This is a genomic window from Stappia sp. P2PMeth1 (assembly GCF_900185735.1).
GTDB lineage: Bacteria > Pseudomonadota > Alphaproteobacteria > Rhizobiales > Stappiaceae > Stappia.
This window is the reverse complement of sequence record NZ_FYAW01000009.1, coordinates 209,138-221,817: the sequence shown is the minus strand read 5'-3', so window position 1 is coordinate 221,817 and position 12,680 is coordinate 209,138. Positions and strand designations below refer to the sequence as shown.

General features: G+C 65.0%; 10 protein-coding genes. 2 read left to right on the top strand and 8 right to left on the bottom strand.

Annotated features, from left to right (window positions below):
* Positions 1-3: 3 nt before the first annotated feature.
* The 6 genes from P2PM1_RS04020 to P2PM1_RS03995 are packed head-to-tail and all read right to left on the bottom strand — an operon-like array spanning position 4 to position 7,911.
* Entirely contained in the window at positions 4-537 is a 534-nt protein-coding gene (locus P2PM1_RS04020; protein WP_244301399.1) for a nitrous oxide reductase accessory protein NosL, read from the bottom strand.
* Positions 534-1,361, bottom strand: a complete 828-nt coding sequence (locus P2PM1_RS04015) for an ABC transporter permease (RefSeq protein ID WP_186398205.1) — start codon at positions 1,359-1,361, stop codon at positions 534-536. Before P2PM1_RS04015 ends, P2PM1_RS04020 begins: the two co-directional genes overlap by 4 nt.
* Positions 1,358-2,275, bottom strand: a complete 918-nt coding sequence (locus P2PM1_RS04010; RefSeq protein WP_186388487.1) for an ABC transporter ATP-binding protein — start codon at positions 2,273-2,275, stop codon at positions 1,358-1,360. Before P2PM1_RS04010 ends, P2PM1_RS04015 begins: the two co-directional genes overlap by 4 nt.
* On the bottom strand, positions 2,275-3,651 hold the full coding sequence (locus P2PM1_RS04005) for a nitrous oxide reductase family maturation protein NosD (RefSeq protein WP_186396640.1): 1,377 nt from the start codon (positions 3,649-3,651) through the stop codon (positions 2,275-2,277). The genes P2PM1_RS04010 and P2PM1_RS04005 overlap by 1 nt, the downstream gene beginning before the upstream one ends.
* A gap of 3 nt (positions 3,652-3,654) precedes the next feature.
* Entirely contained in the window at positions 3,655-5,574 is a 1,920-nt protein-coding gene (nosZ, locus tag P2PM1_RS04000) for a TAT-dependent nitrous-oxide reductase (RefSeq protein WP_186398204.1), read from the bottom strand.
* A gap of 21 nt (positions 5,575-5,595) precedes the next feature.
* Positions 5,596-7,911: a NosR/NirI family protein gene (locus tag P2PM1_RS03995; RefSeq protein WP_186398203.1), complete on the bottom strand. Its 2,316-nt coding sequence runs from the start codon at positions 7,909-7,911 to the stop codon at positions 5,596-5,598.
* A 190-nt stretch (positions 7,912-8,101) separates the two neighbouring features.
* Between P2PM1_RS03995 and P2PM1_RS03990 the strand changes: the two genes are divergently transcribed.
* Positions 8,102-8,962: a ferritin family protein gene (locus tag P2PM1_RS03990; protein ID WP_244301397.1), complete on the top strand. Its 861-nt coding sequence runs from the start codon at positions 8,102-8,104 to the stop codon at positions 8,960-8,962.
* 148 nt (positions 8,963-9,110) lie between these two features.
* On the opposite strand, the gene P2PM1_RS03985 is transcribed toward P2PM1_RS03990, so the two are convergent.
* Positions 9,111-9,770: a response regulator transcription factor gene (locus tag P2PM1_RS03985; RefSeq protein WP_186388270.1), complete on the bottom strand. Its 660-nt coding sequence runs from the start codon at positions 9,768-9,770 to the stop codon at positions 9,111-9,113.
* Positions 9,767-11,962 (bottom strand): ATP-binding protein, encoded by a 2,196-nt coding sequence (locus tag P2PM1_RS03980; RefSeq protein WP_186398202.1) that lies wholly within the window; start codon positions 11,960-11,962, stop codon positions 9,767-9,769. Before P2PM1_RS03980 ends, P2PM1_RS03985 begins: the two co-directional genes overlap by 4 nt.
* Positions 11,963-12,238: 276 nt before the next feature.
* On the opposite strand from P2PM1_RS03980, the gene P2PM1_RS03975 reads away from it, so the two are divergent.
* Entirely contained in the window at positions 12,239-12,637 is a 399-nt protein-coding gene (locus P2PM1_RS03975) for a hypothetical protein (RefSeq protein ID WP_186396635.1), read from the top strand.
* Positions 12,638-12,680: the final 43 nt, after the last annotated feature.

Below are 12,680 nucleotides of genomic sequence, written 5' to 3'. Positions count from 1 at the left end.
CCCCTATTGTGTCGAACCCACCGCCCCAGGCGCCGTTGCCGCGTCACCGGGCCCCAGCACGTAGTCGACAGGGATGTCCTCGAACGTCACCACCTCGCCGCCGTTGTCCTGCGCAAACCGCTCGGCGGCGTCCCTGGTGGAGAAGGGAACCGTCTCGGCGGCCCCCATCCCGCCCCTTGCCGAACTGCCGATCACATAGAAGGCGGCTCGCGCATCGACCCAGTTATCCGCGCCCGGATTGTCCCAGTCCGGCGCATGCTTCATGTCGGACACATAGATGGCGGAGTAGGTCTTGGGTTCCTCCGGAAGCATGGTGAACGCCACCGCATCACGGGCGGAGGAAAACCAGATCGGCTCGGGTCCGAAGATGATCTGCCCCTTCGGGCCGGGGTGCTCGAGCACGTTCATGCCGCAATAGCGCCCCATGGCGTCCTGCGTCAGGGCAAAAGGCTCCGGCAAGGCGGCAGAGCCTTCCTCGCCGCATCCCGCCAGACCGAACGCGGCCGCCGCGATGATCGGAAACAACAGGCGTCTCACAGTTCCCTCCTGGAGAAAACCAGGGCAGCGGCGGACAACGGCACCGCCACCCAGACAAGCAGCGCGCCGACCAGCGTGGCCGGCGAAAGCGCCGCATTTTCCGCAACGCCGCCCATGCCCGAGAGGGCTCCGACATTGCCGGAGCTCAGGTTCAGCAGCCGGTATGCATCCGTCGGATTGGCCAGCAACAGAGCGTCGAGCACCCCGCCGCTGATGATGCGGCCCTGATCGACGACCAGCAGGCCGAGAAGCGCCATGTCATAGATCAGCACGTAGAGCAGCCACACCCCGATCGCGATGCCGCCGGCGGTGCCGCGCTCGCGAACCAGCACGCTGACGAGATAGCCGATCGCGATGAAAACGGCTCCGAGCAGGATCGACGACAGGATCATCGAGGCAAACGCAACGAAGCTGCTTCGATCAATATCCGCGCCGGTCGCCGCCAGCGCAACAGCAGCGGCCCCGTAGCCAAGCAAGGTGGCAAAGGCGAGGATGGCCAGATGGCCGGCGAACTTGCCGGCGATCACCTGCCAGCGCCCTACCGGATAGCTAAGCAGGAGCAGCATCGTGCCCCGCTCCATTTCCCCGACGATGGCGTCGTGCGAAATCAGCAATGCGATCAACGGCACGAGGAAGATCGAAAGGCTCGACAGGCTGACGATGACGACGTCCAGCGCGCTGGCGCCGACATTCCCGGTCGGGGCGCTGCCGAGAAAGGTCAGCGTCAGGGCCAGCGCCGCCAGAAGCAGCGTCGTGGCGAGGACCCAGCGGTTGCGCAGCCCCTCCTGGATTTCCTTGCGGGCGATAATGAAGATGTTGGTCACTCGCCCCTCCCCCGCGCCTCAAGGAAATGCGCGTAGAGTTCATCCAGCGTCGGCGGTATCACGTCGAAGTCGGCAACGGGAGCGCCCGGCTCGGCGACCCGGCGCAGCACCGCGACCTTCTCCCCCGGCTCCGCGTCGATCTCCAACTGGCGCCCGTTGACCCGTCGCCAACCGCCGGCGCGGGCCCAATCGTCGGCTGCGGAAACGACCTCGCCGGCCAGCGTGAGACGGATGCGTGTCGGCAGACGGGCGATCCGCCGGAGATCGTCGAGCGTTCCATCGGCGATCTTGACGCCCCGGTCGACGATCACGACGCGGTCCGCCCTGCCTTCCAGCTCGGTCAAGGCATGGGAAGACAGCAGCACGGTCGCGCCGCCGGCGCGCAGCTCCGCGACGATGTCGTAGAAGCTGCGGCGCAATGCCGGATCGAGGCCGGTGGTCGGTTCGTCCAGCAGCAGCACCCGCGGCTGCCCCAGAAGCGCCTGCGACAGCCCCAGCCGCTGGCGCATCCCCTTGGAATAGGTGCCGACGCGCCGGTCGGCCGCGCCCCCCAGCCCGACCCGCTCAAGCAGCGCTCCGGTCGTCTCCACGGGCACGCGTTTCAACCGGGCGTAGAAGGCAAGGGTCTCGCGGCCCGTCAAAGCCATGTTGAAGGAGACGTTTTCCGGCAGATAGCCGAGCCTGCGGCGCGCTTCGAACTGTCCGGCCGCCGGGTCTTCGCCAAGCACCCGGACCGTGCCGGCGGTCGGTTTCACCAGGCCGAGCATCAGTTTGATGAGCGTCGTCTTGCCGGCGCCATTGTGACCGACAAGTGCGATGGTCTCGCCTTCGCGAAACACGCAGGAGATCTCACGCACCGCCTGCACGGCGCCGTAGGACTTGGCAACGTTCGATACCTGGACCGTCTCGACCATCATTGCTCCATCCGCATCGGTCTTGGGGGCGTCATCAGCGGCCGGCTGTCGACCACGCCGCCGGGCAGCAGCGCCGGAAACTGCGCCTGTGCCCAGCGGATCACCTGGACGGCAGGGCTGTTCACGAGAACCTTCGCCTGCGGCGCGGTCCACAGCACCCTGTCGATGATGTCGTTCGGGCGGTAGGGAGTGTCGCCGATCCCGTCGCCGTCCAGGTCGAAGGCCGGATTGTCGCTCCAGTAGTTTCCTCGCCCCTCGAACGACCAGTCGAGGTGCCGCGTCCCGACATACTTCACCTGGTGCCTGTTGCCGATGAAGGCATTGTCGGTCATCGCGTTGCTTTCCGACCCGGCGGTGAAATGGATGCCGATGGCGCAACCCTCGAACCAGTTTCCGGTCAGCCGGTTGCGGTTCGCATTGTAGATGAAGACGCATTTCTCCGGGCCAAGCCGCATCCCCCCGCTCACGCGACCGGCGGTCTCGCGCTCACCCGGGAGGCCGTGCACCCCGTCGATCCGCGCCGCCGCCGTCCATCTGTGGATCGGAAGCGGCCGGCCGCGCACGATGTTTCCGGAGATCTGCGACCCGTTGGCGTAATTCAACAGCAGGCCATGGTCGCGGTCGCCATCGGAGATGTTGTTGGTGACACGCAACCGGTCGGAAAACATGATCGCGTAGCCGACGGTGTTGCCCGACGACAGGTTGTCGCTGACCTCGCTGTCGTTGGTGTACATGTAGTGGATGCCGAAGCGGACATTCTTCAGCGTGTTGCCCTTGAAGACGTTTCCCTGGCTCGTTTTCGTGAAAATGCCGTCCCGTCCATAGCTGATCTCATTGTCGACAACCTGGGCGCCGGGGGCATTCCACACCGAGACGCCGTCGCCGGCCTCGCTGGTGCGCCCCTCCCGCAGGCCGACGATGCGATTGCCCCTGGCCAGCGCGTCCCTGGCTCCGTGCAGGTAGATGCCGACGAGGTTGTCGAGGATGGCATTGTCCTCGATGCGGGCCCCTGTCGCCGTCTGTGCGACGAACACCCCGGAATCCATCTCGAAAAGGTCTCGACCCGACCCCCGTATTTCAAGGTCGCGGACAACCGCGCCGGGTGCCGTCACGGTGATGACGCTGCCCTTGCCGTTGCCGAGAACCACCGCCCCGGCCTCCCCTTCGAGCGTCAGCGACGTATGAAGCGTCACCGGCCCGGCATGCTCGCCGGACTGGAGACGGATCACGTCGCCCGGCGCGGCGGCATCGACGATCGCCTGCAGGCCGGCGCCCCCCGGACGGTGCTCGATGACCCGCGCCGAGGCAGGCGCCCCCACGGTGGCGGCGAGGACCGCCGCCACCAGGGCTCCGATGAACGTGGAGCCGGATCGCATCGTTCAGGCGCCTTGCGGTTCGACGAACATGCGGCCCTTCATCTCCATGTGCATCGCATGGCAGAACCACGAGCAGTAGTACCAGTAGACACCCGGCTGGCTGGCGGTGAAGGTCACCGAGGCGGTTGCCTGCGGTCCCACCTCCATGTTGACGCCGTAGTTGATGACGCAGAAGCCGTGGGTCAGGTCCTCAACCTCGTCGAGGTTGGTGACATAGACCGTGACCTCATCGCCCTGGCGCACGGTGAAGTCCTCGAGGCCGAACGCCGGTGCAACTGAGGTCATGTAGACCCGCACCTTGTTGCCGTCGCGGATGACTTCCGAATCGCTCATCAGATCGATGCCATCGGCCTCGGCCTGAGCCACCGCATCGGCGAAGAACGGGTCGTCGCGGCTCCACACATGCACCGGGTTGATCTTCGAGCGGTGCACGAGCGTCGCGTCATGCGGCTCGGCGAAGGTCGGATTGTCATGCACCAGCACCATCTCATCGCCCGAGATGTCGATGAGCTGGTCATTCTCCGGCTTCAGAGGGCCGACGTTGAGGTAGCGGTCCTTGGAGAACTTGTTCAGAGAGATCAGCCACTTGCCGTCCGCCTCCTTGGTCTGGCCCATGGAGGTGTGGTTGTGTCCGGGCTGGTAGTGGACGTCGAGTTTCTGCCGGATCGGATCCACCTGCTCACCGGCATAGGCGCGCTTTGCGTCCTCGATGTTCCACTTGCAGACCTGGCTGTCGATGAACAGGGTGGTGTAGGCGTTGCCGCGTCCGTCATAGGCGGTGTGCAACGGCCCGAGGCCCAGTTCCGGTTCGGCGACGACGGTGTCCCGCGGCTGGATCTTGTCGTCGAACAGATCGTCGAACTTGCGGACGTCGAAGACGGTGACCGTCGGCGACAGCTTGCCGTTCGCCACCACATGGATGCCATCCGGCGCGGTGTTGATCCCGTGCGGGCTGTTGGGCACAGGAACGTAGCGAGTGTAGGGCGATCCCTTGCGGCCATCGACCACCGGCACGCCGTTGAGCTCCTGATAGTCGCCGTTGGCGACGGCCTCCTCGATCCGGGCAAGGTTGAAGATGACGATCCAGTCCTGCTCGTTCGCCATCATCTCCGCGAGGGTGACGCCTTCCTCCGAGTTGTAGCAGGTGGCAAAGGCGTACTTGCCCTGGTAGTCGGCGTCGACATTGTCGAGATTGCCGTCGACCATGACCTGCCACGCCACTTCCATCGTCTCGCCGTCGACGGCGGTGAAGATGGCATGGTAGCTGCTCTTGTCCCCCATCGTCGTGCCGTCATTGGGGATCGGCACGCGGTCCTCGCCGTTGCAGAAGACATAGCCGGTCCTCGGATATTTCTGCACGCGCAGGCCATGCACGGTGTGCTGGTTCGGCAGTTGGATGATCTTGTCGCACTTCATCACGTCGAGACGGATGCGACAGACCCGCGTGTTCGCCTTGTCGTTGGCGTAGAGATAGCGGCCGTCATAGGTGCCATCGGTGAAGGAGGGATGCGGGTGATGCAGGTCACCGTTGAGATAGGTGGCACCCTTGTCCTTAAGGAACTCCTTCGTCTGAGGAAGCAGACCTTCGGTCAGCACCTTCAGGCTCTCGTTGGTCTGCCCCCAACCGGTGGCGCTGCAACGGTTGAACACCGGGATGCGCATCAGCTCGCGCATCGAGGGTGCTCCCACGACCCGGATTTCTCCAGTCTGGCCGCTGGAGAAGAAGACATAGTATTCGTCGAGTTCGCCCGGCTTGACCTCATAGCTGCTGCCGGAGGTCGACTGCGCGACCGCTGGCGTCACCGGCCCACCCGAGAGGGCAAGGCCACCGCCCATACCGGCCGCGCCTGCAGCCGCCACCGCAGCAGTGCTACCAAGCAACTGACGCCGATTGACGCCCTTGTTCTTATCTTCCGACTGCATCGCCTTTCTCCCGTTTCGGTTCTAGGTGGTCGGTCGCGTCACGGCGCCCGGAGTTTCGATCCGGGTTCCCTTGTGTGAAATGACCGTCTTCACAGGCCCCTCGCCTCGCGATGCAGGCGAAGAAAGGGCCTGGAACTTTTCCCGCTTCAATCGCACCTGGATCATGTGCGGACAGCGCTGATCGTCGTGATAGAGCTCCTGGCAATGCATGCAGTAGATGCATTCATTGACGTTGATCTGCCCCTCGGGATGGATGGACTGCACCGGACAATCCTTGGCGCAGCGCTGGCAGGGAGAGCCGCATTCGGGCCAGCGTTTCAGCCATTCGAACATCCTGATGCGCCCCGGTATCGCCAGGGCAGCGCCGAGCGGACACAGATAGCGGCAATAGAATCGCTCGATGAACAGGCCGGCGGCGAGAAGGGCGAGTGCGAAGACGACGAAGGGCCAGTCGCGCACGAACTTCAAGATGATCGCCGTCTTGAAGGGCTCCACCTCGGCCGCGATCTCGGCCATCGCCACCGAGTAGAAGGAGAGCCCGAACAGACCAAGGAAGATGATGTACTTGATCGGCCAGAGCCGCTCGTGCAGGCCGAACGGAACCTTGATCTGCGGCACCTTCAGCCACTGCGCGATGTTGTTGGTCAACTCCTGCAGCGCGCCGAAGGGGCAGAGCCAACCGCAGAACGGGCCACGCCCCCAGAACAGCAGTCCGGCTGCAACCGCCGCCCACAGGATGAAGATCAGCGGGGCGGAGAGGAAGAACTCCCAGTTGAAGTCGGTGATCAGCGCGTTGGTGAAGGTGAGGACGTTGACGACGGAGAGCTGTGCGTTGGCGTACCAGCCGAGCCAGACCAGCGTGAAGACGAGGTAGCCGCGCCGTATCCAGCGATAGAGCACCGGGCGGCGGACCAGCCAGTCCTGGAAGAAGAAGATCGCGGTCAGGACCAGCAGCGCCACCACGGTGATGCCGATCGACACCGTATTCATCTTCCAGATGCGCTGCCACAGCGGCTCGTCGTCCGCGGCTAGACGCGCCTCGGCGGCGGCATCAAGGCCCGGCGCGTCCGGCTGGGCGATCTGCTCGCTCGGTGTCGGCGCGGGCGCGGCGGGCACCTGCGTCACCGTCACATATGCGTCGGGCAGCGTATAGCCGAGTTCATAGGACAGGGTCGCCTTGTCGCGCGCACCGATGCTGCGTTGCACGAGGAGCTGCAACTCCCAGGGTTCGGTGACATCGAAATCGAAATCCTCCGGCACGACGAAGAGCGCGATCTCGCGCAGCCGCGGCGCACCGTCTGCCGCCAGATCGGCGAGGCGGGTATGGTTGCGGTCGCGGAAGCGGATGCCCTGGCCGTCCTGCAGAAGCTCGATGCGGTCGAAGATGCCGCCGCGTACGTAGCCGGAGCCCTTGAACGAATAGGCGCCGTCGCCCGCCACCACGATGGCCTGCTGACCCGGCTTCAACCGCTGGACCAGCCGTTCATACTGAACCTCGCCCAGCAGGCTGCGGCCGATCGTCGGCACACTGACCGGGGCGATATAGAGCTCGATGAACTGGTCCTGAGGATCGCGCGTCTCGGGTCGCTCCGCAGCTTCCGGGCGGCCGATCTCGCGGAATGCCTCGCTCACCTCGCCTACCGACAGACGCAGGGTTCGCACCGACCCATCGCCGATGAGCGTCTCCCAGTCGCGCAATTCGCTTGTGGTGAGATCGACTTCTCGGGTTTCGGTCGGCGCCATGACCTGCGCCTGGGCCGCTGCGAGCCGATTGCCGCGGATGAGACGCACGGCGGAGCGCACGACGCTGTCCCCCATCACCAGCACGGTCACCGTGGCGCCGCTGACGATATCGACCTGCGGCGGCCGGACCGCCCCGGCGGAGACGCGTCCGAGGTCCTGCCCGATCAGCGTGTTGAGGGACGCGACGACCTTCTCCTCCGGAATGCCGATCAGCACGATCGGCTCCTGATGGTCGACCATCTTCAGGCCGCGAATGACGCCCGCCTCATCGATGCCGACGAGAATGTGGATGGGCTTGCCCGAATAGCCGATGGCGCTGGTGACGTCCGAGTTCAGATAGACATGCCCGACGAGATCCCGGCCACGGAACACCGGCGCCATCGGAGGATCGCCCACGATCTCCCCGTACCGGTCAGCGCCCGCAAACAGCTCGCCGGGCTGCGCCCTGGACAGGAACTGCTCCAGGCGACCGGCAGCACCCGCCTCGAACGACAAGCATGGGACCAGCAACGCCATAACCAGCACCCGCAACAAAGCGAGCGCCGGGGCCGTTAACAGGCGGGGGTGGAGGGCCCCCAGACGGATCCAGTGCATGTTCCTGCTCGTCCTAACAGGGACAACCGAAGCCTGCCGCTGGCGGCCCGCCAGCAGATCCAGGTTGTAGCCCTCCCCGTTTCATGAGGCACTCCAAGGCACCGGTCTTTGTTCCCGGACAAACTCCGGAACAGATCAGATGCTATGGATGGGGGACCCACGAGGAAGGTTGCCACGCAGGGAGGCTGCCGTGACGCTGCTGAGATCGGAACCGTTTGCGGAAGTGGAGACCCTGGAGGAACTCCTGGCCATCGCCTACCGGATGGAGCAGGAGGCCTTCGGCAACTACACCGACCTTGCCGAGCGGATGCGCCGGGAAGGACGACCGGACCTCGTTCCGGTCTTCGAGCGGTTGGCCGGAGAAGAGGCCCGACATATCGACAATGTTGTGGACTGGTCGCAGCGTGTCAGCGGCACCATGCCGGATCTGGCGAAGCTGCAATGGGAACCGGCGGACACCTTCGACGACGAAGGCGCAAGCGCCATCGCGCCCGAGTTGATGGGGGCCTACCGATCGTTCTCCATGGCCGTGCGCAACGAGGAGCGGGCTTTCCTGTTCTGGACCCATGTCGCGGCTCAGACAGACCAGGACCCGTTGCGGCTGGCGGCGGAACAGATGGCGCGCGAGGAACTCGGTCACCTGACAACGCTGCGCGTGGAACGCCGCCGCGCCTTTCATGCGGAACGGGCGGCCAAGGCACAGCTCGAAGCGGCCTCGCTGCCGGACCTCGAGCTGCGTTTCGCCGACCTGCTACAAGCAGCGGCGGCCCGCCAGGAGGGAGCGAGCGGCTCCGGCCTGGAGGCGGCGGCCCGAGAAGCCCGCGAGCGAGCGGCCGCGCTTGCCGACGCGCCGTTCGGCCCCTCTCGGCTGGTGCAGGATGGGCTTCGGCCGGACGTTCTCGGGCGAGCGGTGCCGCTGTGCGAGTTGCTGCTCGACTGCTATCTCGACTTCGCTGAGCGCCTGCCCGGTGAAGAAGACCGCACCCGCGCGCAACGCTTTGCCGGACGCCTCGTCGCTTGCCGATCCGCGTTGAGGGACGTGCAGCGATGAGACTTGTGGGCACTGAGCCGTCACGGGTCTTTCATCCAGCCGCGATCGGAGATGGCGCCGCTTTGAGCCGCACAGGGAGAACGTCCTCCGGTTTTCCCTTCCTCTCCCTATGGCTATCGGTAGAAAAATTCGGAAGTTCGGACCTTGTTTACTTGGTCTTCTTGTTGACGGCGGGGGCCTCTCCGAGGCCCAGCCTTGCCGCATGCCAGGACGCTTCGGCGCGCGAGGAAATACCGAGCTTGCGGTAGATGTCCTTGATATAGCTGGCCACCGTATTGTCCGAAATTCCCAGCGTGTCGGCCACCTCGCCATTGCGCAGCCCCCGGCCGATCAAGCTCAGCACCTCGCGCTCGCGCCCCGTCAGATTGTCTTCCGGGGCGGCCGGGCCCGTTCTCTTGAAATGCTCCATGATCCGGCGCGCGACCGAAGGCGAGAGCGCGGGGATACCCTCGGCCATCTGCTTGAGCTGCCGCACAAGCAACTCTTGGGGCTGCTCCTTGAGCAGATAGCCCTGGGCACCGGCTGAAAGCGCGCCCACGATCGATGCGTCATCGCCCATCACGGTGGTGACGACACAGACGGCTTGGGAGCGCAGGAGGCGCAGATTGCGCAACACATCGAGGCCGGACCCGTCCGGCAGGCCAAGATCGATCAGCGCGACGTCGTAGTCGCGCGCCGCCGCCTGTGCGATGCCTGCGCGCATGCTCGCCGCTTCGTGGATTTCGGCCTCGTCGAAAGCCGCGGTGACGATCTCGCTCAGCCAGCGGCGGGTTTCACTCAGGTCCTCGACGATGAGTATCTTCGTCATTGCGCAATCCGTGCAACATCTATCGCGAACTCTGCCTCAATACGGGTGCCGACGGCCCCGCTTGCGACGTTGAAGCGGCCGCCCAGGCTTGTCACCCGCGCCTGCATATTGGCGAGCCCGTTGCCGGCCTGGACGCTGCCGGGATCGAAACCGGCGCCGTCATCGGTGACGGAGAGCTTTATGATATCCCCCTCGAGCCGAACCGTGACGCTGATCGTTTCCGGCTGCCCATGCTTGAGTGCATTCTGGACCGCCTCGCGGACGACCGAGCGCACCGTATGCGCGGCGGTCAGCGGCAGGATCGCGGAGCCGGCATTCTCCACTGTCCATTTCATTTTCACGCCGGCGGCGAACAGATGCTCGGAGATTTGCGAGCGCAGGTCGGCCAGCATCTCATCGAAGGAGAGGTCGGGATTGGAGGCGTTGTTGATAATGTCGCGCAGGTCCGTCAGCGTCTCGCGGATCATCATGTCCTTGCGGGCCAGCCCAGGGCTGTGCAGCGCGCCCATCAGTTGCACACCGATATTGTCGTGAATGTCGCGGGCGATGCGTTCACGCTCCTCGGCGACGCCTTTTTCGTAGGCTTCCCGGCTCTCCAGCGCATTGGCCAGCATGGCCGTGAGCTCGGCCGCCAACTCCGCGTCACGCAGGGAAAACAGCTTTCGCCCCCCGCCCGCATAGTCCAGACGATAGTCTGGCAGGCCACGGGGACCCGGCACGGCGAGCGCCAGACCGTCATCGATCAGCGCTGGAGCCTCCGCCTTGCCGGGTGCGATGGACAGCGGGCGAAACGCATCCTCCAGGAGTGCGCGCCAGCGCGCCTGCTGGTCACGGCCCGGCGGGGTGAGCGCCACGTCCATCACCTGGCGGAACAGGTTTCCCCGCGCAGGCTCGGCGCGGCGCAGCACAAGACGCGCCAGCATGTCGCGCAGGGGCAGCCAGGCCAGCGCCACGATCAGCAGCGACAGCGCGAAGGCCGGTGCGCGCTCATCGACAATGGTGACGATGAGGATGGCATCGAGCGCAAGAAGAAGAAGCACGCCGACAACATAGAAGAGAATGCGGAAGGCCCATTCATCGAGCTGGAACAGGCGATACCGGGCAACCCCGAGCGCAACCCCTACATAGACCAGCAGGAAGAACAGGAACGCTTCACCCTGCGAGACGACGGCACCGATCCCCAACGCATTGGGCGCTATGACCGTGACGACGAAGCCACCGGCCCCCACGATCACCGCCAGCCCAAGCCAGGCGAGCGCCGCCCGGTCGCGCGGGTGCCCGCGCGTGACCTTGAACTGGATGGCGACCAGAATGACGATGGTGAGCATGGCAAGAACCACCGCCAGATGGAAACCCAATCCCGGCCCGCCCGCCAGTTGCCGGATATCCACGATCTGCCAGGCACCGAGAACAACAGTGGGAACCGCCAACCAGCGGGGCGACACCAGCCTTCGGGGATAGACGAGAAACAGCCCGATCATGCCCACGCCGAAGGTGAGTGCTCCGATGTGGTTAAATGTAGAAAGAACCCGGAACAGTCCGCCCGGAAGCGCCAGTTCCCGTGTGGAATAGACGGCGGCTGGGAAGGCCGAGATCATCAAGCCCGCGCCCGCCACCAGCAAAAAGCGTGTCGCCCATTCGCCGCGCCTCAACGCCCAGATCCACGCCCCGATCCAGAAACCGGCAAGCCCCACGCCGATCTGCATCCAGAAAGCCACCGGCAAAGAGGAGACCGGGCGCTGTCGACCGGGAGAGACTGAGTAGGTTTGTGTTTGGCCCAGAAACGCGACGCCCAGTTCACCCCCGCCGATGCTGCGCAGAACCGCGGCAATCTCATCCTGCCGCGCGAAGAAGGCGCGCATATCGGCATAAGTCTCGAGTGCGTCCGGTTCCTCCACGAGATCGCCGGGTTCAAGCCGGACCCTCCTTCCGTCTGAACCTGCGATCTCCACCAAGGACGCGACAGACGCGGGTATTCCCGCGCCCGGCTGCTCGGCTGCCGGGCTGTCCTGCTCTATTGCGTCGATCCACAAACCGTCGAAGCTGACCGGAATTGCCAGTCTGGGTTCAGCCGCGAGCTTGAGCCCCAGCCAGCGCTGATCCATCGCCAGACCCAGCATAACCGCCGCCAGAGCTACGCTGAGTGCGATGGCAGTCGACAGCAGGACGTTGGGGGTGAAGCGGACAAGCAAAAGCCGAGGCCTCCTGTGGCAACGGAAAGGTCAAGGTCAAGCTGCAGCAGGCGACAGCGGACGCCCGGCGGTTCAACTCCTACCTAACCTATTGCCACACCTCTTTGCCATAACCCCCCTGAACAGGGGGTGCCCCGCTAGACGCGTTGGCCTGACCCTGTGGTCCCAGGTGTGGAGATCGGCGCGAGGAAACGGATATGGCGATGATGCCGCCTGTGTGCCGAACGGTGGCGTTGCCCAGACGACGGGCAGCAGGCCCGAGCGAGGGGGGGGGACATGAAGGCGTTCGCGGTCATCCTGGCACTGTCCATCGGATTTCCGAACGGGTCGGCAAAGTCAATCGAACGCGCCGAGGCCCACCTCGATTGCCTCGGCCTTTACGCCCTGCTCAAGATGGCGGCTCCGACCTTCGCCAATCTGGCCGAAGAGCGCATGGACCGGGTCCGGCAGAGCTATTTCCGCGACCTGCCCTTTCCTTCACCCGTGCCCATGCCGCTGACCAGCGGCGAGATGGAAGAGCAGGCCAGCGCGCGCATGCGGGCGCGCGGGGCACGACTTGCAGACACGGTTTCCGAGGAGGATGTGACGCGCGAAACCGATGCCTTTCTTGCCGACATTCACGCCTGCGACGCCCGCTATGGTCTTGCACCGACCCCGACACCCTGGCGGGATTGATACCCCCTGAACAGGGGGGTGCGGGGATGCAAGCACTGTCCGA